Here is a 25,400-nt window from a genome sequence, read left to right as displayed (position 1 = left end):
TCCTAGGTTCGCCACCAGGACGTTTCGAGGGGGCGGCGATGATTCCAACGCAGAACGGCGAGCGGTCCAGTGGCGTAGGGGGCCAGGGCGACGAGGCGGTCGCGGTCGTGGGAATGGCCTGCCGTTTCCCTCAAGCTCCCGGTATCGACGCGTTCTGGCGGCTGCTCGCCGACGGTGAGAGCGCCATCGTCGCGCGCCCCGCGGACCGTGCCGCCGGCGCTTCTCCGCGCGGCGGGTTCGTCGAGGGTGTAGACCTGTTCGACCACGAGTTCTTCGGCATCTCGCCACGCGAGGCCGCGGCCATGGACCCGCAGCAACGGCTGATGCTCGAGCTGAGCTGGGAGGCGCTGGAAGAGGCCGGGATCGTGCCGGGGACGCTTGTCGACAGCGCCACCGCGGTCTACCTCGGCGCCATCGGCAGCGACTACGCCAGCCTCGTGCACGGCGGCGGCCCGCAGGCCGTCACCCAGCACTCGCTCACCGGCCTGCACCGGAGTCTCATCGCCAACCGCGTCTCCTATGCGCTGGGACTGCGCGGGCCCAGCATGACGGTCGACGCCGGACAGTCGTCCTCGCTGGTCGCGGTGCACATGGGTTGCCGCAGCCTGGTGAGTGGCGAGGCCCGGCTCGCCGTGGTCGGCGGGGTGCAGCTCAACCTCGCCCGTGAAAGCCTGGCCATCGCCGAACGCTTCGGCGGACTGTCCCCCGACGCCCGTTGCTTCACCTTCGACGCGCGGGCCAACGGCTACGTGCGCGGCGAGGGCGGCGGTGTCGTCGTACTCAAACTGCTCGCCGACGCCCTCGCCGACGGAGATCCCGTGCACGGGGTGATCCGCGGCAGCGCCGTCAACAACGACGGCGGGGGAGCGGGCCTCACCGTGCCCAGCCGTGTCGCCCAGGAAGAGGTCATCCGGCTGGCGTACGAGCGCGCCGGCACCCCCGTCGGCGACGTGGACTACGTGGAGCTGCACGGTACCGGCACCAGGGTCGGAGACCCCGTCGAGGCCGCGGCCCTCGGGGCCGTGCTGGGCGCGGGCCGCGACGCCAGCAACCCTCTGCTGGTGGGCTCCGTGAAGACCAACATCGGTCACCTGGAGGCTGCCGCGGGCATCGCCGGACTGCTGAAGACGCTGCTCGCCCTGCGTCACCGCACCCTGCCCGCCAGCCTCAACTTCGAGACGCCTCATCCCGCGATCCCGCTGGACGAGCTGGGACTGCGGGTCAACACCGGGGCGCGGCGCTGGGAGGCCACGGACCGGCCGCTGGTCGCGGGTGTCAGCTCGTTCGGGGTAGGGGGCACCAACTGCCATGTCGTGGTGGCCGAGCCGCACCCCCGGCCGGTCGCCGCCCCGGCGGACTCCGCCCCGCAACCCGGCACCGTTCCCTGGCCGCTCTCCGGCCGGGACGAAGCCGCGCTCCGGGCACAGGCGGCCCGTCTGCGCGACCACCTGGACGAGCGGCCCGAGGTGACCGCGGCGGAGGTCGGATGGTCGCTGGCCACCACCCGCGAGTCGTTCGGCTGCCGGGCTGTTGCCCTCGGCGGCGACCGCGAGGAGTTGCTGCGGGCCCTGGCGGCACTGGCCGACGGGGAACCGGCCGTGAACCTGGTGGACGGCGCCGAGCCCCAGGCGGCGGACCGCGGCGAGGCCGTGTTCATCTTCCCCGGCCAAGGCACCCAGTGGGCCGGGATGGCCGTGGAACTGCTGGACGGCGCACCGCGCTTTGCCGAGCGGATGCGGGCCTGCGACCAGGCGGTGGCGGCACTGGCTGGCTGGTCCGTGATCGATGTGCTGCGCGCTTCGCGGGAGCCCGCAGGCGCGGCCGAGCTGGAACGCATCGAGATTCTGCAGCCGGTGCTGTTCTCGGTGATGGTGTCCCTCGCGGAGTTGTGGCGTTCCTTCGGCGTCGAGCCCGCAGCGGTGGTGGGCAGCTCACAAGGCGAAATCGCGGCGGCGTACGTCGCGGGCGCGCTGACCCTGGAGGATGCGGTGCGCGTGGTCGTGCTGCGCAGCCGCTTGTTCGCGGAGGAACTCGTCGGGCGCGGCGCGGTGGCCTCGGTGGCGCTGCCCGTGGGGGAGGTGCGAGAGCGGCTGGCGGACTTCGGGGGACGGCTCGATGTGGCCGGCGTCAACGGGCCCCGCGCCGTGACGGTGGCCGGCGACACGGCAGCGCTGACAGACTTCGTGGAGGCCTGCGCCGCCGACGACGTGCGCGCGCGGATCGTGCCCTCCACGGTGGCCTCGCACTGCGCGCAGGTGGACCCGCTGCGGGAACGGCTGCTGGAGATGCTGGCGCCGGTCAAGCCCCGGCCGGGCACTCTGCCCGTGTACTCGACGGTGACGGGTGCCGCCGTGGACGGCACGCACCTCGACGCCGGGTACTGGTACCGCAACGCCCGCGAGCCCGTGGATTTCGACGGGGCGCTGCGGGCGCTGCTGGCCGACGGCTACCGGGTGTTCGTCGAGTCCAGCTCCCACCCCGTGCTGGCGCCCGGCGCGCAGGACGTCTGCGAGGACTTCGGCGTGGAGGCCGTCACCCTGGGCACGCTGCGGCGTGGCGAGGGCGGCCCGGCCCGGTTCTTGCGGTCCGCCTCGGAGGCCAATGTCCGCGGGGTGCGCGTCGACTGGGCGGCGGCGTTCGAGGGCTGCGCGGTGAGACGCGTACCGCTGCCCGCGTACGCCTTCCAGCGCAGCCGACACTGGGTTTCCGCGGACGCTGCGGACGCGGCGGCCCCCTGGGCGCCGGACGTGCGGACGGCCACATCGGTCTCCGTCACCGACGGGCCGCGTGAGGAAGCCGGCCCCACGTCGCGCGCGGGCGTCGGTGACGCCGGCAGGACCCCAGCGCCACTGGCCCGGCTGGCCGGGCTGTCCGACGCCGACGCCGAGCAGGCCGTGCTGAGGATCGTGCGCACCTGCGCGGCGGCCGTATCGGGCCGCAGCGAGGTGGACGCCGCACACACCGGACGCACGTTCAAGGACCTCGGCTTCGACTCGGCGATGTCCGTCGAACTGCGCAACCGGCTGGGCAGGGCCACCGGGGTCACCTGGCCCGGCAGTGTGGTCTTCGACCACCCCACTCCCGCCGCGCTGGCCCGGCACATGAGCCAGGTGCTGTTGCAGGCACGGGACGCGGAAGCCGCGGTAGAACCGGCCCAGGACGCGGAACGTGCGGTCCGGAACACGGCGGAGGCGGACCCGCAGGCCGACGGCGACGCCATCGCCGTCATCGGCATGGCCTGCCGCTACCCGGGTGGGGTCGACTCGCCCGAGGCCCTGTGGGACCTGGTGCGCACCGGTACCGACGCGGTCGGAGACTTCCCGGCCGACCGGGGCTGGCGGCTGGAGGAACTGTACGACCCGCATGGCAGCCGTCCCGGCACGACGTACGCCCGGGCCGGCGGGTTCCTCGACCACGCGGGAGAGTTCGACCCCGCGTTCTTCGGTATCTCCCCGCGCGAGGCGCTCGCCATGGATCCGCAGCAGCGGCTGCTGCTGGAGACCGGATGGGAGGCGCTGGAACGGGCCGGACTCGACGCGAACGCGCTGCGCGGCAGCCGTACCGGCGTCTTCGTCGGGGCTATGGCACAGGACTACGGGCCGAGGCTGCACCAGAACGGGAACGGCAAGGGCGTCGAGGGATACGCGCTGACCGGGACCACCACGAGCGTCGCCTCCGGCCGCCTGGCCTACACGTTCGGCTTCGAGGGACCCGCCCTCACCGTGGACACCGCCTGCTCGTCCTCGCTCGTCGCCCTGCACATGGCAAGCCGCTCCCTGAGCTCCGGCGAATGCTCGCTGGCGCTGGCCGGCGGTGTCACCGTCATGCCGACACCGGGCCTCTTCGTGGAGTTCGCCAAACAGCGCGGGCTGTCGCCCGACGGGCGGTGCAAGGCGTTCGCGGCGGCGGCCGACGGCACGGGATGGTCGGAGGGCGCCGGACTGGTGCTTCTCGAACGGCTCTCGGACGCCCGGCGCAACGGGCACCGGGTGCTCGCGGTGCTGCGCGGCTCGGCGGTGAACCAGGACGGCGCCTCCAACGGCCTCTCCGCGCCCAACGGCGTCGCCCAGCAGCGGGTGATCCGCGAGGCCCTCGCCGACGCCGGGCTGACCGCCGCCGACGTGGACGCGGTGGAGGCGCACGGCACGGGCACTCGTCTCGGTGACCCCGTCGAGGCGCAGGCACTGCTGGCCACCTATGGGCAGGAGCGGGAAGGGGACCGGCCTCTGTGGCTCGGTTCGCTGAAGTCCAACATCGGGCACACGCAGGCCGCCGCCGGCATCGGCGGCGTGATCAAGATGGTCATGGCCATGCAGCACGCCACGCTGCCGCGCACCCTGCACGTCGACGCCCCTTCCACCTTCGTGGACTGGACGTCCGGGGCCGTCTCGCTGCTGACCGAACCCCGCGCCTGGCCGGAGTCCGGTCGTCCGCGCCGCGCCGCCGTCTCCTCCTTCGGCATCAGCGGCACCAATGCCCACGTCGTGCTCGAACACGCCGCGGAGCCCGCGCCGCCGACCGGCCCGCACGCCGCCGACGGCCAGGTGCGCCCGCTCGTGGTGTCGGCGCGCGGGGAAACCGCCCTGCGGGCACGCGCCGGACAGCTGCACGCCTTCACCGCCGCCGACCCAGGCCTGGCCCCCGGCCGGCTCGCCCACGCGCTGGCCACCACCCGCACCGCCCTCGACTGCCGCGCCGTCGTGCTCGCGCACGATCGCGACGCGGCGCTGAGCGGCCTGGAGGCCCTCGCCGCCGGCAGCCCGTCGGCGAGCGTCGTCACGGGTACGCCGGGCGCGCCCGGCCGGACCGCTTTCGTCTACCCCGGCCAGGGGTCCCAGTGGGCGGGCATGGCAGCCGAACTGCTAGGGACCAGCCCCGTGTTCGCGGAGCGCCTGAACGCCTGTGGCGAGGCACTCTCCCGGTACGCGGACTGGTCGCCCGTCGAGGTGCTGCGGGGAGCTCCGGGCGCACCGCCGATGGACCGGGTGGACGTGGTCCAGCCCCTCCTGTGGGCCGTCATGGTCTCCCTGACCGAGGTATGGCGCTCCGCAGGGGTCTCCCCGGAGGCCGTGATCGGCCACTCCCAGGGCGAGATCGCCGCCGCGACCGTCGCGGGCGTGCTGTCCCTCGACGACGCGGCCCGCGTCGTCGCCCTGCGCAGTCAGGCCCTCACACTGATCGCCGGGACCGGCGGCATGGCCTCCGTGGCCCTCCCGGCCGACGAGGTGCGCGACAGGCTCCTGCCCTGGGAGGGAGCGCTGGACGTGGCCGCGGTCAACGGACCCGTCGGCACCGTCGTCGCCGGCACACCGGAGGCCATCAGGGAGTTCGTCGACGCCTGCACGGCGGACGACGTGCGCGCCCGGGTGATCCCCGTGGACTACGCCTCCCACTCCGGCCAGGTGGAAGCCATACGGGAGCAGGTGCTGGAGCTGCTCGCCCCGGTGACTCCCCGTCAGGCCGACCTCGCGTTCTACTCGACCCTCACCGGCGGGCGGCTCGCCGACACCACCGTCATGGACGCCGCCTACTGGTACCGGAATCTGCGCGAGACCGTCCGCTTCGAGGAGGCGGCGCGCGCGCTGCTCCACGACGGCTACAGCGCCTTCGTGGAGTCCAGTCCCCATCCGGTGCTGGTCCAGAGCCTCCACGAGATGTTCGCGGACGTCAGCTCGCGGGACGGGGCCCAGGAGCCGGTGGAGGGAACCGCCGTCGGTACCCTGCGCCGGGACCAGGGCGGCATGGCCAGGTTCCTGGCCTCCGCTGCCGAACTGTACGTCCGGGGAGGTGATGTGGACTGGGCCGCCCTGACGGCCGCGGGATCGTCCGACACCTGGATCGACCTGCCCACCTACCCCTTCCAGCGCCGGCGCTACTGGCTGGACTCCGACAGCGGCCACGAGGCCGGCCTGGAACCGGCCGGACTGTCAGCGGCGGACCATCCCCTGCTGGGGGCGGCCGTCGACCTGCCGGACGGCACTCTCGTGTTCACCGGACGGCTGGACACCCGCACACACCCCTGGGTCGCGGACCACGCCGTTCTCGGCACCGTGCTGCTGCCGGGCACCGCCCACGCCGAACTCGCCCTGCACGCCGGAGCAGTCGCGGGGTGCGGCGTCCTGGAGGAGCTGGCCCTGCACGCCCCGCTCGTCCTGGACGGGGGTGCCCCCGTCCGCATCCGGATCGTCCTGTCGCCGCCGGCCACGGGCGAGACCACCGGACGCCGTGCCGTCGCCCTGCACGGCCGCCCGGCCGACGCCGCCGACGGCACGCCCTGGACGTGCCACGCCACCGGTACCGTCATCCCGTCGACCGAGGCCGAGACCCCATCGACCCCGGCGGAAACCTGGCCGCCCGCCGACGCGCGGGAGGTCGATCTGACCGGAGCGTACGAGCGGCTGGCAGCCCTTGGATACGGGTACGGGCCCGCGTTCCAGGGACTGCGCGCCCTCTGGCGGGACGGGGACGACCTCTTCGCCGACGTGGCCCTGCCCGGCACGGGCGACGGCCCCGCGGACGCCGCCGGATACGGCATCCACCCGGCGCTGCTCGACGCCGCCCTGCACCCGCTGCTGGTCGCGCCGGACACGGAACCCGGCGCGTCGGACGGCCCCTTGCTGCCGTTCTCCTGGTCGGACCTTCACCTGCACGCCGTCGGCGCCACCCGGCTGCGCGTGCGCATCATCCGGCGCGGTGCCGGTGAGATCAGCCTCATCGCGGTCGACCCGGCCGGGGCCCTGGTGGCCACGGCCGCCTCGCTGAGCCTGCGCGCGGGCAGCGCGGGCGAACTCGCCCCCGTCCGCAACCCGGGCCAGGACATGCTCTTCCGCCTCGACTGGAGCAGCGTGCCGCTCCCGCGGGACGCGGCACCCCTTTCGGCCGCACTCCTCACCCGCGGTGTGCGAGAACCCGCCGCCCCCGGGACACACGGCCTGCCCGCCCATCCGGACCTGGCGACGTTGCGGGCGGCGGTCACCGCCGGCACCCCCGTCCCGGAGGTGCTCCTGGTCTCCTGCACGGCCCCCCACGAGGAAAGCTGCGAGGCCGCCCGGGCCCACCGGGTGGCCGGGGAACTGCTGGGTCTGATCCAGGAGTGGCTCGCCGAGCCCGCGTTCGCCGACAGCCGCCTGGCCGTGCTCACCCGCGGCGCGGTGGCCACCGGTACGGACGACGGCGTCCACGACCTGCCCGGTGCCGCCGCGTGGGGACTGGTACGCAGCGTCCAGTCCGAGCAGCCGGGCCGGATCCTCCTGCTCGACCTGGACCCCGCGCCCGCCCCGCGCCGGGGCCTGGCCCGCGAGCGCAAGGACGCTTCCGCGTCGACGACGCCGGAGGTGCTGCCGACGGCGGCCCTCGCCGCGGCTGTGGCCCTCGGCGAATCCCAGATCGCCCTGCGCGAGGGCACCCTGCTCGCCCCGCGGCTCGTCCCGGCCTCCTCCGGCCCGGGCCTCGTCCCGCCGGCCGGGGACGGCACCTGGCGGCTAGACGTCGCGGCGCCTGGCAGCCTCGACGGGCTCGCCCTGTCCGAAGCCCCGGAGATCCGCCGCCCGCTGGGGGCCGGACAGGTCCGGGTGGCCGTACGAGCGGTCGGAGTCAACTTCCGGGACGCGATGATCGCCCTGGACATGTACCCCGGCGAAGCACACCTGGGCGGGGAGGCCGCCGGCATCGTCGAGGAGGTCGGCCCCGGCGTACCGGGCCTGGTCCCCGGCGATCGGGTGACCGGCCTGTTCACCGAGGGCGTCGGCCCCTACGCGATCGCCGACCACCGGCTCCTCACCCGTTTCCCCGGCGGGTGGACGTTCGCCCGCGCCGCCAGCGTCCCCGCCGTTTTCCTGACCGCCTACTACGGTCTGGTACGACTGGCCGCACTCGGGCGGGGAGACACCCTGCTGCTGCACTCCGCCGCCGGAGGCGTCGGCATGGCCGCACTCCAGCTCGCCCGTTACCGGGGCGCCGAGGTCTTCGCGACGGCCAGCCCCGCCAAGTGGGAAACCCTCAGGATGCTGGGTCTGGACGACGAGCACCTTGCGTCGTCCCGCGACCTCGGCTTCGAGGACGCCGTCCGCCGGGCGACCGGAGGCCGCGGTGTGGACGTGGTCCTCAACTCCTTGGCCGGCAAGTACACAGACGCTTCCCTGCGGCTGCTGGCCGACGGCGGCCGGTTCGTGGAGATGGGCAAGACCGACCTGCGCGACCCCGCACAGCTCGCCGAGACCCGCCCCGGCATCACCTACACGCCGTTCGACCTGCTGGCCCTCAACCCGGACTCCATCCAGGAGATGCTGGCCGAGCTGATGGCACTGTTCGCGACCTGCGCCCTCAAGCCGTTGCCCGTGACGGCGTGGGACCTGCGCCAGGCGCCGCGTGCCCTGCGCCACGTCAGCCGCGCCCGGCACGTCGGCAAGGTGGTGCTCACCCTGCCCGCCGCGCCCGATCCGGACGGCACCGTGCTGATCACCGGCGGCACCGGCGCGCTCGGCTCACTGACGGCCCGCCATCTGGTCACCGAGCACGGAGTGAAGCACCTGCTGCTCGTCGGCCGCCGCGGCGCCGACGCCGAGGGAGCGCAGGAGCTCCACGAGGAGTTGACCGGCCTCGGCGCGACGGTGACCATCGTGGCCTGCGACATCACCGACCGCCAGGCGCTCGCCGCCCTCGTGGCGGGCGTGCCCGCCGAACACCCCCTGACCGCCGTCATCCACGCCGCCGGCGTCCTCGACGACGCCACCGTCGGCAACCTGACCCCCGGCCGGCTGCACCGCGTGATGAGGCCCAAGGTGGACGCCGCCTGGCAGCTGCACCGTCTGACGGAGCACCTCGATCTGCGGGCGTTCGTGCTGTTCTCCTCCGCCGCGGGCATCCTGGGCACTCCGGGCCAGGCCAACTACGCCGCCGGCAATGCGTTCCTCGACGCCCTCGCCGAACACCGCCACGCACGAGGCCTGCCCGCGACCAGCCTGGCCTGGGGCTACTGGGCCCAGGCCGGCGCGATGACGGGTCACCTGACGGCAGCGGACATAGCCAGGCTCGCCCGTTCCGGGAGCCTGCCCCTGGCCACCGACGAGGCACTCACCCTGTTCGACACCGCGCTGAGGGGCGACCGGGCGGCCTACGTCCCCGTGCGCCTCACCCTGTCCGATCCGCATCCGGGCGACGGCCCGTACGCGATACCGCCGATGCTGCGGGGGCTCGTCCGTACTCCCGTACGGCGCCGTGCCGCGACCACGGAACACGCGCCGGAGACGGGTGCCGGCGTCGGTACGTCCGGCCTGGCCGGCCGGCTGGCAGGGCTGACCGCGTCCGAGAGGCACCGCCACCTGCTCGACCTCGTGTGCGGCCACGCCGCCGTGGTGCTCGGGCATTCCGGGGCGCAGGAGGTGGGCGCCGCCCGGACGTTCAAGGACCTGGGCTTCGACTCCCTGGCCGCGGTGGAGCTGCGCAACCGGCTGAGCGCCGCCACGGGCCTGCGACTGCCGGCCACGCTGCTGTTCGAGAATCCGACGCCGACAGCCGTCGCTCGGCGCCTGCTCACCGGACTGCTGCCGGACCCCGGCGACGAGGCTTCCGCTCCGGCCCCGACGGCAGAGCAGTCCGGCCAGGAGGCCGGTCCCGCCGCGGCCGCCGGTCCCGCCGGCCGCGGCGGCCTGGGCGACGCCGCGGTGCCGGCTGTGAGCGAGCCCGCCGCCGCCCCGGTCGCGGCCGCGGCCGTGGGCGAAGGCCACGAGCCCCTCGCCGTCGTCGGCATCGGCTGCCGGTTCCCTCAGGCCGAAGGCCCTGAGCAGTTCTGGCGCTTGCTGCGTGAGGGCACCGACGCCGTCCGGCCCGTACCTGCCGAGCGCTGGGACCCCGCCTACAGTGCTCACGCCCCTGCTGGTCCCGCCGGGTTCGGAGGGACCGTGCCCACCCGAGCCGGGATGCTCGACACACCGGTGGACGAGTTCGACCCGCTGTTCTTCGGCATTTCCCCGCGTGAGGCACAGGAGATGGACCCGCAGCAGCGGATCTTCATGGAGGTCGCCTGGGAGGCGCTGGAGGACGCCGGCCTCGCGAACGAGAAGCTCACGGGCAGCCGTACCGGCGTGTTCGCCAGCGCTGTGTGGCACGACTACGCCGAGCTGGCTCCCGGCGCCCCGTCCCCGCACTCCGCGACCGGCCGTGCGCTCAACATGGTCGCCAACCGCCTGTCCTACGCCCTCGGCCTCCGCGGGCCCAGCATGGTCGTCGACAGCGCCTGCTCCTCCTCTCTCCTGGCCGTCCACCTGGCCTGCCAGAGCCTGTGGTCCGGCGAGTCCGACACCGCCCTCGCCGGCGGAGTGAACCTCATGCTCAATCCCGCGAACATGCTGTCGCTGACCAGCTTCGGCGGGCTCTCGCCGGACGGCCTGTGCAAGGCGTTCGATGCACGGGCCGACGGGTTCGGGCGCGGTGAGGGCTGCGGCGTCGTCGTACTGAAGCCGCTGTCCCGCGCGCTCGCCGCCGGCGACGACGTCTACTGCGTGATCCGGGGCAGCGCCGCCAACAACGACGGCCTCAGCAACGGGCTGACCGCGCCCAGCCCGGAGGCGCAGGAGGAGGTGCTGCGCGAGGCCTACCGCCGTGCCGGCGTGGACCCGCGCGACGTGCACTACGTGGAAGCACACGGCACCGGCACCCACCTGGGCGACCCCATCGAGGCCGTCGCGCTGGGAGCCGTCGTTACCCAGGGCCGCCCGCCCGGGGAACCGCTGCTCATCGGATCGGTCAAGTCCAACATCGGCCACCTGGAGGCAGCGGCCGGCGTCGCCGGCCTCATCAAGGCCGCCTTGTCCCTGCGCCACCGCGCGGTCCCGCCGAGCCTCCACTTCGAGACACCCAATCCCCACATCGCCTTCGACGACCTGGGGCTGTGCGTGGTCGAGCGGCTCGAACCGTGGCCCGCCGACAGGCCTGCCCTGGCCGGCGTCAGCGCGTTCGGCTGGGGCGGTACCAATGTCCACGTGGTTCTGGAGGGTGCACCGGCCGCCCTCCGCCCTGCCGCGGCCCCGCAGCCGGCCGAGGAGACGGACAGCCACCTCTTCCCGCTGTCCGCGAAGACCCCCCGGGCCCTGCGGGAGCTGGCGGGCCGAGTGGCGTCAGCCCTTGAGCCGCGGGACGGCGACGAGCCGGCCCGGCTCCCCGACCTGGTCCGCGAAGCCACCCTGCGCACCGCCCAGCCGTACCGGCTGGCCGCCGTCGTGCGCACCCCGGCAGAACTGCGCGAGGCGCTGGCCGGCCACAGCGCCGCAGACCCCGACGCCGGCCTCCAGGCCTCGGACCAGGCGGTGGACACCCCGCCGAAGATCGCCTTCGTCTTTCCCGGGCAGGGTTCCCAATGGCTCGGCATGGGGCAGGAACTCCTGCTCCGGGAGCCGGTGTTCGCGGAAGCGGTACGAGCCTGCGACGCGGCCGCACGCACCTACGTCGACTGGTCGATCCTCGACGAGCTCACGGCCGGTGAGGAGTCCTCACACCTCGATCGGGTCGACGTGGTCCAGCCCGTGCTCTTCGCCGTCGCGGTAGGCCTCGCCGCCCTGTGGCGCTCGTGGGGCATCGAGCCGGACGCCGTGATCGGACACAGCATGGGCGAGATCGCGGCGTCGTACGTCGCGGGCGCGCTGTCGCTGGACGACGCGGCCAGGGTGATCTGCCTGCGCAGCAAGCTGCTGCGCAGGACCAGCGGCCAGGGGGCGATGCTGGCCGCCGAACTGACCTTCGACGAGGCCCGGCAGGCTGTGGAGGGCCACGAACACCTGGTGTCGATCGCTGTGAACAACAGCCCGAGGTCCGTCGTCCTGTCCGGTGACCGCCCCACTCTGGAGCGTGTCAAGGAGAACCTGGAGGCGACGGACGTCTTCTGCCGCTGGGTGAAGGTGGACGTGGCATCGCACAGCCCGCAGATGGATCCTCTGCGCGAGGATCTGCTCCGGGCACTCGAGGGCATCACCCCGGGGCGCGCGAGCGTGCCCATCTACTCCACCGTCACCGGCGACATCGTCGACGGCACCGGCCTGGAGCCGGCCTACTGGGTGGACAACCTGCGGCGCCCGGTCCTCTTTTCCGACCAGGCCGTCCGCCTGCTCGGCGACGGTGTACGGGCCTTCCTCGAGATGAGTCCGCACCCGGTGCTGCTGCCTGCCCTGGAGCAGGTCGTGGTGCACGTGGGCGCGACAGCGGGCGTCGTCCCGTCGATGCGCCGGCACGAACCCGAACGCACCACCCTGCTCGCTTCGCTGGGCAAGCTGTTCACCCTCGGTGCGTCCATCACCGACAGCGCCGGGCTCACGCTCGGCGAGCGCACCTTCAAGCTGCCCACCTACCCCTGGCAGCGGGAGCGGTACTGGCACCCCGGGACCGTCGGCGCGGTCACCGTGGCGACCACCACGCGGACAGCCCCGGGCGAACACACCCTGCTGGGGGCGCGCCTCGACTCTGCCGTGGAGCCCGGCACGCACTACTGGCAACGGGAGTTCGACGCCGCCACCGTATCCGTCGGTGACCACCGCATCGGACGTGCCGCCGTGGCGCCGGGCGCGGCCTACGTCGACATGGCGCTCTCGGCGGCCCTCGAAGTGGCCGGCACGGGGGAGGCGGCGGCGTTCGCCGTCCGGGACCTGGCGTTCCATGCACCGCTCGTGGTGCCCGACAGCGCGGCCCGGTCCGTGCAGGCCGTTCTGGTCGAGGAGGAGGGCCGTTCCTCGCTGCAGATCTTCGCCCGGAACGACGGAGGGTCCGGGATGGTCCGGGTCGCCGACGCCGTCGTGGTCCCGGCCGACGAGGCGGACCGGCCCGCGGCACCCTGCGATCCAGCGGTCCTCGCAGACCGTATGGGCGAGGCCATCGACGGTGAGGAGTACTACGCCCTGCTGACGGGGCGCGGCGCCTCCTACGGTCCGGCCTATCAGGGAATCGAGCGGATCTGGCGCGGCGAGGAAGGCCTGGGCGAGGCGCTGGCCCGGCTCCGCCTGTCCGATGACATCGTCCGGGGCGCCGGTGCCGGACACGAGGTGCATCCCCGGTTCCTGGACGCGGCTCTGCAGTCGGCGGTGGCCCCGGTGCTCGGCCCCAAGTGGGGTGCGGGGGAGGAGCACCCGCTCCTGAGCACGGGCATACGAGGCGTGGTCGTGCACTCCCGGCCGGGCCCCGACGCCTGGGCGCACGCGGTGGTGCGCGCCTGGGACGAGGAAACGCGGCGCCACGAGGTCGACGTGACCGTGTTCGGACCGGACGGCCGCCTCCTCGTGGAGGTGACCGGCCTGAGCGTGGTCGGACGGGACCGGCTGCCCCTCGGACTGGGGGCCGCCGAGGCCGCTGCCCCGGCCGACGCCCCGGAAGCGGGCGCCGGCCCATCCGTTGAGCACGCCTCCGCGAGCCGGGTCCGGGCCTCCCTGCTGTCCGTGCCCGCCGGCCCGGAGCGTCTCGCGGCCCTTGAGGCGGTGATCCGGGAAAGCGTCTCCCACGTCGTCAGGCTGTCGGTCTCCCGTGTGGACGTCGACGTTCCGCTGCGTTCCATCGGCATCGACTCGGTGATGTCCCTGGAGCTGCGCAACCGCCTGGAGCGCGAGCTGGGCGTACGGCTGTCGGCCACCTTGATCTGGAACTACCCCACCGTGCGCGAGATGGCGCCGTTCCTCGCCCGGAACATGGCGCTTCCCCTCGTCGAGGATCGTGCCGATCCAGGGCCGGAGCCGGAGCCGGGGTCGGATCCGGTGCCGGAGGCGCGCGAGGCGGCCGGCAGCCAGGACGGCGCCTCCGCCGAAGAACTTCTGCAGCGCGAGCTCGACGAGCTCACCCGACGGATGGAGAACCTCTGACATGAGCAGCCCCAGCACACCGGACCCCGCGGCTGCCGCCGGGTCCACGCTGACCAGGGCCCTCGCAGCAGTCCGTGACCTGCGCAGGAAGGTCGACTCGCTGGAGAACGCCAAGCGTGAGGGCATCGCGATCATCGGCATGGGGTGCCGGTTCCCGGGCGGCGCGAACTCCCCCGACGCTCTGTGGCGGCTCCTGGAGAGCGGAACGGACGCCATCACCGAGGTTCCGCCCACCCGTTGGGACCAGGCCGCGTACTACGATCCCGACCCGGACGCCCCCGGGCGGATGTACGCGCGGCACGGGGGCTTCATTGACGGCGTGGACCGCTTCGACCCGTACTTCTTCGGAATATCCCCGCGCGAGGCCGCCCAGATGGACCCGCAGCAGCGGATCTTCCTGGAGGTCGCCTGGGAGGCGTGGGAGGACGCAGGGCTGACGCGTGAGGCCGTCCAGGGCAGCAACACCGGCGTGTTCGTCGGGGCCAACTCCTCCGACTACCTCCAGATGCAGTTCCAGCGGCCCCAGGGGATCGACACGTACACCTCTGCGGGCGGGGCGAACTCCCTGATACCCAACCGTCTGTCGTACCTCTTCGACCTGCGGGGTCCCAGCCTCGTCGTGGACACGGCCTGCTCGTCCTCCCTGGTGGCCCTGCACCTGGCCGCACAGAGCCTGCGTGGCCAGGAGTGCGAGACCGCCGTGGTCGGCGGGCTGAACCTGGTCCTGTCGCCGATGCCGATGGTGGGCTTCGCCAAGATCGGCGCGCTCGCCCCGGACGGCCGCTGCAAGACCTTCGACTCCCGCGCCGACGGCTACGTGCGCGGCGAAGGCGTCGGGGTCGTTGTCCTCAAGCGGCTGTCCGACGCGCTCGCGGCGGGGGACAGGATCTGGGCCGTCGTCCGAGGCTCCGCCGTCAACCAGGACGGGCTGACCAACGGACTGACCGCCCCCAACGGCGTCTCCCAGCGCGAGGTCATATCCTCTGCTCTGCGCGCCGCCCGCCTTGAGCCCTCCCAGGTCACGCTCCTCGAAGCGCACGGGACGGGAACGGCGCTCGGGGACCCGATCGAGGTCGAGGCGCTCAACGAGGTCTACGGCCGGCCGGGTGCCGGGGGCAGTGGTGAGGGCGCCGAGGGCCAGGACGCCTGCGCCCTCGGTTCCGTGAAGACCAACATCGGTCATCTGGAGGCGGGTTCCGGCATCGCAGGCCTCCTGAAGGCCGCCCTGAGCATCCACCACCGTGCCATCGCGCCCAACCTGCACCTCGAAGCGCTCAACCCGCACATCTCCCTCGACGGCAGCCGGCTGTTCGTCCCGACCGAGCCGCAGCCGTGGAAGGTGTCCGACGACCGGCGGCACGCCGCAGTGAGCGCCTTCGGCGCCGGGGGCACCAACGCGCATGTCGTCCTCGGGCCCGCGCCCGCGGCCGTGGCCGCAGGCCACGATGCAGAGCCCGGCAGCGGAAGCCAAGGCGGTCTGCGCCTGCTGACGATCACCGCGCGCACCGCCGACGCACTCGCGCCGATGGCCGCCGCCTACCGCGAGCACCTGCGCTCACCGGCGGGGCAGACCGTGCCGTTCCCCGCCCTGGCCCACGCCGCCGCCGTGCGCAGGACGCAGCACCCGCACCGCTGCGTAGTCGTCGCCGACTCCCACGCACAGGCCGCCGACCGGCTCACCGCCTGGCTCGACGGCAATGAGTTCACCGGGGGCGTCATCGGACGCACGACCCGTCCCCTCGGCCGCGGAACCGCCTTCGTCTTCGCCGGGCACGGCTCCCAGCGCCTCGGCATGGGACGTGAGCTGATGCGTGACTGCGCCGTCTTCCGCTCCGCCGCAGAGGAGTGCGACGAGACCTTCCGGCGGCTCCTGGGGCGGTCCGTCATCGATGAGATCCACCGGACCGACACCGACACGCTGACCACGGACCTGGAGATCATCCAACCCGCCCTGTTCACCGTCGCCGTCGCCCTCGCCGCGCGCTGGCGCTCCTTCGGCGTCGAACCGGACGTCGTCGTCGGTCACAGCACCGGTGAGATCGCCGCCGCGCATGTCGCGGGAGCCCTCACGCTGGAGGATGCGGCCCGAGTGATCCACGTGCGCAGCGGACTGCTCGGCCGGCTGCACGGCTCCGGCAGCCTGCTGGTGGTGGGCCTGCCGATGGACGAGGCCGACGCGCTCCTTGACGGCTGTCGCGAACGCGTGGCGGTGGCCGTGTCCAACAGCCCCACCTCGACGGTGCTGTCCGGTGACACCGAGACGCTGGAGACGCTCGCGACGACGCTGCGCGAACGCAATGTCTTCTGCCGGTCGATGAAGAACACCGTGGCCGGGCACGGCCCGCAGGTGGACCGGCTGCGGGAGGACCTGCTGGAGGGGCTGGCCGGACTGGCACCGAAGCCGTCGGCCGTCCCCATCTTCTCCACCGTCGCCGGGAAGCTGACGGACGGGTCGGAGTTCGACGCCGCGTACTGGTACCGCAACCTCCGCGAGCCCGTGCTGTTCTGGCAGGGGATGCAGGACCTCGTGGAGCAGGACAATGGCGTGTTCGTCGAGCTGAGCCCGCACCCGTTGCTGCTGTCCGCCGTCGAGCAGGCCCTGGAGCGGTCGGGACGCGAAGGCCTGGCCCTGCCTTCCATGAGGCGTGCAGAGCCGGAGGCACAAGCCCTGCTGGAGGGCCTCGGCGCCCTCCACGCGAATGGACTCGCCGTACCGCTGGACCATCTGTTCGACGGCCCCGCACCGGCGGTGCCGCTGCCCGCCTACGCCTGGCAGCACGAGAGCTTCTGGTTCCGTACACCCGCTGAACCCGGCACCGAGCCCGGCTCCGCGCGGGCAGCCGAGCCGCGACCGGAGCCCGAGCCGGTACCCGTGTCCGGTCCGGCGGACCGTGCTCCGGAGCCCGTGACCGCGCCCGCCGACGTCTACCGCCTCGTCGTGGGAACCGTCGCCGACGTGCTCGGCTTCCACGTCTCGCGCATCGACCCGCAGACCGGCTTCTTCCAGATGGGCATGGACTCGCTCCTGGCCACCCAGGTCCGCAAACGGCTGGAGAACGCCCTCGGCCTGGCACTGACGACGGCCGTGATGTTCGAGCACCCCACCGTGGAGGGGCTCTCCACCCACCTCACGGCCCTCGTCGGCCCGGACCTGGACGAAACGCCTGCCGCCGAGGTCCCGCCTACCCCGTACGACACCGAAGCCGCCCCGTTCGCCGCATCCGCCGACAACGCCCACGACCACGATGTGGACGGCCTGACCGAGCAGGAGCTCCTGGCCATCCTCGCCGACGAGATCCGCGCCGCAGACCGTGCCGCAGGGAGTTCCGAATGACCGAGACCACCGACCACGACCAGCGTCAGGTCCTCGCGCAGAGCGTTCTTCAGATACGCCGGCTGCGTGCCGAGCTGGAATCGGCCCGGCGCACCGGCAGCGAGCCGATCGCCATCGTGGGCATGGCCTGCCGGATGCCCGGCGGTGTCGAAACCCCCGCTTCCTTCTGGGAGTTCCTGCGACGCGGCGGTGACGGCATCACCGACGTGCCCGCCTCGCGCTGGGACGTGGATCGCTATTACGACGCTACGGGTGAGACCCCCGGAACGTCGTACACCCGCAAGGGCGGGTTCCTGGACGACATCGACGGGTTCGACGCCGCGTTCTTCGGGATCTCCCGCCGCGAGGCGGAGTCACTCGACCCACAGCAGCGGCTCCTCCTCGAGGTCGGCTGGGAGGCCCTGGAGGACGCCGGCATCGCCAACGAGCGGCTCACCGGCACCCGCACCGGAGTCTTCCTCGGCGTCACCAACCACGATTACGCCCAGGTGCAGATCCAGCAGGTCTCCCCGGCCGATCTGGAGGCCTACTACGCCACCAGCAACGCCTCCACTTTCGGCGCCGGACGGCTCTCGTACTGGCTCGGCCTGACCGGCCCCAGCCTGTCCGTGGACACCTCTTGCTCGTCGTCGCTGGTCGGCGTGCACCTCGCCTGCCAGAGCCTGCGGGCCGGGGACTGCACGACGGCGCTGGCCGGCGGCGTCAACGTGCTGCTGTCGCCCGAGTCGTTCGTCGTCCTCGGCAAGACGCACGCGCTGTCCCCCGACGGAGCGTGCAAGACCTTCGACAAGGCAGCGGACGGTTACGCCCGCGGCGAGGGCTGCGGCGTGATCGTGCTCAAGCGCCTCTCCGACGCCCTCGCGGCCGGCGACCGGGTGCTCGCAGTGATCCGCGGCTCCGCCGTCAACCACGACGGGCGCAGCAGCGGGCTCACGGTGCCCAACCCGGCGGCCCAGCAGGACGTCGTCCGCCGGGCACTCTCCGCTGCGGGCCTTCCCCCGTCGCGCGTGGACTACATCGAGGCGCACGGCACCGGAACTCCCCTCGGCGACCCCATCGAGCTGCGCTCCCTCGCCGCCGTGCTGGGCGAGCGGGACGGCCGCGGGGCGCTGCTGGTCGGCTCCGTCAAGACCAACGTGGGGCACCTGGAGCCGGCAGCGGGCATCGCCGGACTGATCAAAACGGTCCTGGCCATGCGGCAGGGGGAGATCCCGCCCCATCTGCACCTGACCGAGATCAACCCGGAGATCGGCATCGAGGACCTGGAGGTGGCCGTTCCGACGGAGCCCACAGCCTGGCCCGCACACGACGAGCCGCGGCTCGCCGGGGTCAGCTCATTCGGGGCGAGCGGCACCAACGCCCACGTCCTGCTGGAGCAGGCCCCGGACGCCCCTCGGACGCCGTCGGCCGCCTCGGAACGACCCGTTCACCTACTGGCGCTGTCGGCGAAGACCCCTGCCGCGCTCACCGCGCTCGCCGCCCGCTACCTGGACAGGCTTGCCGCAGCCCCGGACGGCGAACTGGCCGACATCTGCTTCAGTGCCGCCACCGGCCGCTTCCACTTCCCCCACCGTCTGGCGGTGACCGGAGCGACTCCCGCCCAGCTGCGCGAACGCATCGCCGAAACCCTCGCGGCAACGGATGGCGCGGTGGCGCCGCCCGGGGTGAACATCGGGCACGCGAGGACCGGAGCCCGCCCGGAGGCGGTGTTCCTGTTCACCGGACAGGGCGCCCAGTACCCCGGGATGGCCCGCGGCCTCTACGCCACCGAACCCGTTTTCCGTGACCGGATCAACGCCTGCGACGAGGTACTGCGCCCGCTGCTGGGCCGCCCCCTCACCGAGATCCTCGATCCCGCACCCGGCGACGAGGGGCTGATCCACGAGACCCGCTACACCCAGCCCGCGCTGTTCGCCGTCGAGTACGCGCTGGCCGAGCTGTGGCGCTCCTGGGGCGTCGAGCCCGCCGCCGTGCTGGGGCACAGCGTGGGCGAGCTGGTGGCCCTGTGCGTGGCCGGCGTGCTTACGCCGGAGGACGGACTGAGGCTCGCCGCCGTGAGGGGCCGGCTCATGCAGGAGCTCGCCGATCCGGCTGCCATGGCCGCCGTCTTCGCTTCCGAGGAACGCGTCGCCGGAGCGTTGGCCGCATGCGGAGGACGGGTGTCGCTCGCTGCCGTGAACGGGCCCGAGAGCGTGGTCGTCTCCGGCGCCCGGGAGGCGGTCGAGGAGCTGGTCGCGGCTCTGGGACGGCAGAGCGTGCGCAACAAGCCGGTGGCCACCACCCGGGCCTTCCACTCCCCGCTGATGGACCCGATGCTCGACGCATTCGAGGAGGAGGCCGCCCGCGTCACGTTCGCGGCACCCCGCATCCCCGTGATCTCCAATGTCACCGGCGCGATCCTGACCGAGCCGGTGACCGCCCGCTACCTGCGCGAGCACGCCCGCCGGACGGTTCGCTTCCACGACGGGATGACGGCCCTGTACGAGCAGGGCCACCGGACGTTCCTCGAGATGGGGCCGGCCCCCACCCTGCTGGGCATGGCGAAGCGGTTCGCCCCGGCCGCCGGGTCCACGTCCGGGGACGAGACACCAGCCGCCCGGTTCCTGCCGTCGCTGAGGCGTGGGCAGGACGACACGGCCGTCCTCCTGGAGAGCCTGGGCGGCCTCTACGCCGAGGGCTTCGCCATCAACTGGCCGGGGTACGAAGAGGGACGCGGACGCCGCCGCGCGGACGTGCCGTTCTACCCCTTCCAGCGCGAGCGCCACTGGTTCCGCCCGAGTGCCCTGCCGCCGGCCGCTCCTGCCGCCCCGCCGGCTCACGGGGCCCGGGCCCTCCCCGCCGACGGAAGTCTGCTGGGCCGTCGGGTCCCCTCACCGCTCGACACCATCCAGTACGCGTCGCTGCTCGACCCCGACCAGCACGGCTGTCTGGGCGACTGTGTGATGGACGGCCTGCCCGTCGTCAACGTCGGCGTCTACCTCGACTCCGTCTTCACGGCCGCCCGGCAGCTGCGAGGCCCCGGCGCCCTGGTGGTCGAGGGGCTGCTCGTCCTCCAGAGCCTCGTCCTGGACCCGGGCGTGCCCCGCCCCGTCCAGCTCGTTCTCGATCCCGACGCGGGAGAGGGCGCGGCCTTCCGCTACTTCGCCGCCGCACCGGGGGGTGACGAGACCGGGGAATGGGTGTTGCACTCCCGTGGCACGGTGCGTCGCGAACCGGCTCTGGCCGCGCCCCGCTCCGCCACCGCACACGAGGAGGAAACCCGCCGCCGGCTCGGCACCGAGCTGTCGGGTCGCGACTTCTACCAGCGGCTGTGGCGGCGCAAGCTCTACCTGGGGCCGGCCGCCCAGTGGATCGACCGGGTGTGGAGCGCCGACGGCGAGGCCGTGGCGCGCATGAGGCTGCCGGAGGCGGGCGAGACCGACCGCTACCTGCTGCACCCCGGCCTGACGGACGCGCTGTTCCAGACGCTGTTCGCCTGCCTGCCCGCCGACAGCCCCGCCGATGCCGTGTACGCCCTGGTCGGCATCGACCGCTTCGTCTTCCACGAGCAGACAGGGCCGGGACCGCTGTACTGCCACGCAACCCTTTCACCCGCCTCTGATCCCTCCGCCATGCTCATCGCCGACGTACGGGTCACGGACGCCGACGGCGGAAGCGTGGTCGAGGCGACCGGGGTCTACGCCAAGCGCGCCGTGCGCTCCACCGTGCTGCGAGACTCCGCGAGGGCGCGCGGGGCGGAGCCCGTCGCCGCTGCACTGCCCGTCGCCGCCGCCCTGCCGGTCGCGGCCCCGTTGCCCGCCGCGACCTCCGGCCTCGATGAGATCGACCGGGCCGGCGCCGTGGAGCGTCCCGCCGCACTCCGCGCCCTGCTGCTGAGGGCCGTGGCCAGGGCTCTGCGCACCGATGCCACCGCGCTCGACCCCTACGAACCGCTGCAGAACCTGGGCCTGGACTCGCTGATGGCCCTCGAACTCAAGGACGCGCTCTCGGCCGAGCTGGGTGTCACCCTTCCGCTGGTGGCCTTCCTCGACGGCAGCAGCATCGCAGGGCTGGGGGAGCACATCCTGCCGATGCTGGACCTGACCGCCCCCGCTCCAGGGGACACGCCGTCGGCGGCCGAGACCGCCCAGGCACCGCTGCCCGAGAAGGAGGAGCCCCTACCGCTCCTCGTGCACGACCCCGTCGGCCGCCATGACCCCTTCGGCCTGACCGACCTCCAGCAGGCATACCTCGTCGGCCGCTCCGACGCCCTGCCGCTCGGCCGTATCTCCACCTACTTCTATCTGGAGGTCGACCTCGTCGGCGTCGACCTGTCGCGCGTCGCCGAAGCGTGGAACACCGTGGTCGCCCGCCACGACATGCTGCGCGCGGTGGTCACCCCCGACGGCCTCCAGCGGGTACTGCCCCACGTGCCGGCGTACGACATACGCAGCGTCGACCTGCGCGGTCGCGGCGAGGAAGCGCGCCGCTCCCATCTCGACGCCGTGCACGAGGAGATGAAGCACCAGGTGCTGGACGCGGCCAGCTGGCCGATGTTCGACATCAGAGCCACCCTGCTCGACGAGCACACCACCCGCTTGCACCTCGGCATGGACGCCCTGGTCATGGACGCGTGGAGCACCGGCGTCGTGTTCGACGAGTGGGCGCGGGCCTACCACGGCGACGGAGCCGAACTGGCCGAACTGCCCGTCACCTTCCGGGACTACGTCCTCGCCAGCCGCGAGCTGGAGGACACCCCCCGGTTCCGCCGAGCGCTCGATTACTGGCGCGACCGCATCAAGACGTTGCCGCCCGCCCCAGAACTGCCGCTCGCGAAGAACCCCGCGTCGCTGGCGCGCCCGGAGTTCACCCACCGCGCGGCACGTCTCGACGCGGAGGCATGGACCCGGTTCAAGGAACGCGCCGCCGCAGCCGGGGTCACCCCCTCGGCCGCCGTGTGCACGGCCTACGCGCAGGTCATCGCGGCATGGAGCAAGTCCAGCCGGTTCACGTTGAACATCCTGTTCTTCAACCGCCAGCCCCTCCATCCGCAGGTCGCCGGAATCGTCGGCAACTTCACCGCCACCACCCTCCTGGAAGTGGACAGCACGGCGACCGACGGCTTCCGCGTCCGGGCCGGAAGACTGCAGAAGCAGCTCTGGAGCGACCTGGAGAACAGTCAGGTCAGCGGTGTGCGGGTGCTCCGCGAGCTGAACCGGTCCCAGCGCAACTCCGCCCCCGCCACCATGCCCATCGTCTTCGCCAGCACCGTCAATTTCGGGGCGAAGGAGAACCCCGGCGCCGCCACCAGCCTGTCCCACCCCATCGTCTCGATGGGGGAGAGCGGCGAAGAGCGGTGGAGCTCGGTGCGCACCCCCCAGGTATGGCTGGACCACCAGGTTCTGGAGGACGCGGGCGGCCTCACCGTCAACTGGGACTCCGTGGACGAACTCTTCCCGCCCGGGATGGCCGACGCCATGTTCACCGCATACGTCGGCGTGCTGAACGAGCTGTGCGACGACGAGAACGCGTGGGGCCGTCCCTCACCCGTCCTCGCCCCCGAGACCGACCTGCGCACGCGGGAGGCGGTCAACGCCACAGCCGCCCCGGTACCCGAAGGCCTGCTCCATGACGGCTTCGTCGCCCGCGCGGGAGAGCAGCCCGATCGGCCGGCGGTCATCGCACCCGGACGCACCCTCACCTACGGTGAACTGGACGGCCTGTCCAACCGGCTCGACCGCTGGCTGCGCGAGCGGGGCGCCGGGTCCGGGACGCTCGTAGCGATCGTGATGGAGAAGGGATGGGAGCAGATCGCGGCCTGCTTCGGCGTCCTCAAGTCCGGTGCCGCTTACGTACCCATCGACGCGGGCGTGCCCGCGGAGCGGCTCCGGCTGCTCCTCGCCGGGGCCGGAGTTTCCCTGGTGCTGACCCAGTCGCGGGTGCACGAGGTGACCGCCTGGCCCGAGGGCATGGCCGTCCTCAGTGTCGACGGGCCCGACGCGGATGCTCACGGAACCGAACCACTTCCCCCGGCGGGCACCACGCCGGACGAACTGGCGTATGTGATCTACACGTCCGGGTCAACGGGTCAGCCCAAGGGCGTGATGATCGAGCATGGCAGCGCCCTGAACACCGTCCGCGACGTCAACGACCGCTTCGGCGTCACTGCCGACGACCGGGTGCTCGCCCTGTCGGCGCTCAACTTCGACCTGTCGGTGTACGACGTGTTCGGGCTCCTCGGCGCGGGCGGCGTGGTCGTCCTGCCCGAGCCCTCTGCCCACCGGGAGCCCGCACGCTGGGCGGAGCTGGTCGCCGAGCACCACGTCACCGTGTGGAACACCGTGCCCACGCTGATGGAGATGTTCACCGAGCACGTGCTCGCGTCCGCCGCCGACGTACCGCTGCGGACCGTCATGATGAGCGGCGACTGGATCCCGGTCACCCTGCCCGACCGGATCCGCCGGATCGCCCCGGACGCCGCGATCTGGAGCCTCGGCGGGGCCACCGAGGCCTCCATCTGGTCGATCCTCTATCCGATCGGCGAGGTCGATCCGGCCTGGCCGAGCATCCCGTACGGCACGCCCATGCTCAACCAGCGCTTCCACGTCCTGAACGAGGCCTTCCAGCCCTGCCCGGCCTGGGTACCGGGCCAGCTGTACATCGCCGGCACCGGGCTCGCCCGCGGCTACCTGGGTGACGATGCGAAGACCCGGGCCGCGTTCGTGCGCCACCCTGCGACCGGAGAGCGGCTGTACCGCACCGGCGACCTCGGACGCTACCTGCCCGACGGCACGATCGAGTTCCTGGGCCGCGAGGACTTCCAGGTCAAGGTCCAGGGCTACCGGATCGAGCTGGGCGAGATCGAGGCCGCTCTGCTGCGGATGCCCGGCGTCCGGGCTGCTGCCGTCACCGCCCTCGGCGCACGCCACGAGGGCAAGCGCCTGATCGGTTACGCCGTGGCCGACGACGGCCACACGCTGGAAGCCGCCGGCCTGGAGGACGCCCTGCGGCGGGAACTGCCCGACTACCTTGTCCCGCAGCGCATCCTCGTCCTCGACGAGCTGCCGCTCAGTGCCAACGGCAAGGTGGACCGGGCCGCGCTGCCCGCACCCGACGAGGGCCTCACGGACGGGCCCGGAGCGGTGGTGCCGCGCAACGGGACGGAGAGGAGGCTCGCAGCGATCTGGGAGGAGTTCTTCGAGACGCGGCCCATCGGCGTGACCGCGAACTTCTTCGACCTCGGCGGCGACTCCCTGCTCGCCGTGCGCGTGATGGCGCGCATCCATGACGTGTTCGGCCATGCGCTGCCCCTGTCCACGCTCTTCGCCCACCCCACGATCGAGCAGCTCGCGGAAGCCCTGCGTGACGGGGACGCCGACACCCGGCGCTCCGCCCTCGTACCGATCCGGCCCGAAGGCGGCCGACCGCCGCTGTTCTTCGTCCACCCGGTCGGCGGCGACGTCCTGTGCTACGCCGAACTGGCCTCGCTCCTTGACTCCGACCAGCCCTTCTACGGCCTCCAGGTGCCCGACACCGACGATGGTGTGCCGCTGGAGAGCATCCAGGAACTGGCGGTCCATTACGCCCGGTCCGTCACCGGTGCGGCGCCCGAAGGGCCTCTGCGCCTGGGCGGCTGGTCCATGGGCGGTGTCATCGCCCTGGAGCTGGCCCGGCTGCTGACCGAGGCCGGACGGGACGTCGAACTCGTGGCGGTGATCGACCTGCTGGAGCCGCCCGGCCCGCACGACACGCTCGTGGACGAGTCCGCACTCCTCGCGTGGTTCGCCCGCGACCTGGCAGGCCTCGCCGACCAGGACTGGACACCGGACGGGGACCTGTTCCGCGGCGACGGGGGACGCTCGCCGCTGGAGGCCCTGCACACGGAGGCGGTACGCGCCGGCGTGCTGCCCCCGGACATCGACGTCCGCACCCTCGGCGGGATCGTCAGCCGGTTCTGCGCCAACTCCCGCGCGCTGGTGACGCACGAGCCGCGTCCCTACGAAGGCCGGGTCGTGTTCCTCAGAGCAGCCGACGGCGGCGCCTCCACCGAGACCGCCGGGCAGTGGCTGGCCCTGTGCCCGGGTGCAGGATCAGTGATCCGCGACGTCCCGGGCGACCACTACACCGCGATGCGCCGCCCCCACTTGGCCACCCTGGCCGCCGAACTGCGCACCGCCCTGGAGGAGAAGCCGCCATCCGTCCCCACCCGATGAACCCCGACCACGAAGAACACCCGGCGACAACACGCCCGGCAC

Annotated in this window: 3 protein-coding genes; all 3 read left to right on the top strand. The window is 73.0% G+C overall.

Features of this window, described 5'->3' with window-relative positions; translation table 11 throughout:
- Positions 1–38: 38 nt before the first annotated feature.
- Genes B4U46_RS11690 through B4U46_RS11680 form a run of 3 tightly spaced genes read left to right on the top strand, consistent with a single transcriptional unit; the run spans position 39 to position 25,358 of the window.
- Complete coding sequence (locus tag B4U46_RS11690; RefSeq protein ID WP_079426687.1) at positions 39–13,832, top strand: type I polyketide synthase; 13,794 nt, start codon at positions 39–41, stop codon at positions 13,830–13,832.
- A gap of 1 nt (position 13,833) precedes the next feature.
- A complete protein-coding gene (locus B4U46_RS11685; protein ID WP_079426685.1) occupies positions 13,834–17,166 on the top strand; it encodes a type I polyketide synthase in 3,333 nt (1,110 codons plus the stop codon).
- On the top strand, positions 17,163–25,358 hold the full coding sequence (locus B4U46_RS11680; protein ID WP_079426682.1) for a hybrid non-ribosomal peptide synthetase/type I polyketide synthase: 8,196 nt from the start codon (positions 17,163–17,165) through the stop codon (positions 25,356–25,358). Before B4U46_RS11685 ends, B4U46_RS11680 begins: the two co-directional genes overlap by 4 nt.
- Positions 25,359–25,400: the final 42 nt, after the last annotated feature.

The sequence above is a fragment of the Streptomyces katrae genome, assembly GCF_002028425.1.
Taxonomy (GTDB): domain Bacteria; phylum Actinomycetota; class Actinomycetes; order Streptomycetales; family Streptomycetaceae; genus Streptomyces; species Streptomyces katrae_A.
The sequence above is the reverse complement of the archived record's forward strand: the minus strand, read 5'-3'. Positions and strand labels throughout refer to the sequence as shown.

Excerpts from the sequence above, each read along its gene's own strand:
- B4U46_RS11690 (WP_079426687.1), top strand. The coding sequence starts at position 39 with ATGATTCCAACGCAGAACGGCGAGCGGTCCAGTGGCGTAGGGGGCCAG.
- B4U46_RS11685 (WP_079426685.1), top strand. The coding sequence starts at position 13,834 with ATGAGCAGCCCCAGCACACCGGACCCCGCGGCTGCCGCCGGGTCCACG.
- B4U46_RS11680 (WP_079426682.1), top strand. The coding sequence starts at position 17,163 with ATGACCGAGACCACCGACCACGACCAGCGTCAGGTCCTCGCGCAGAGC.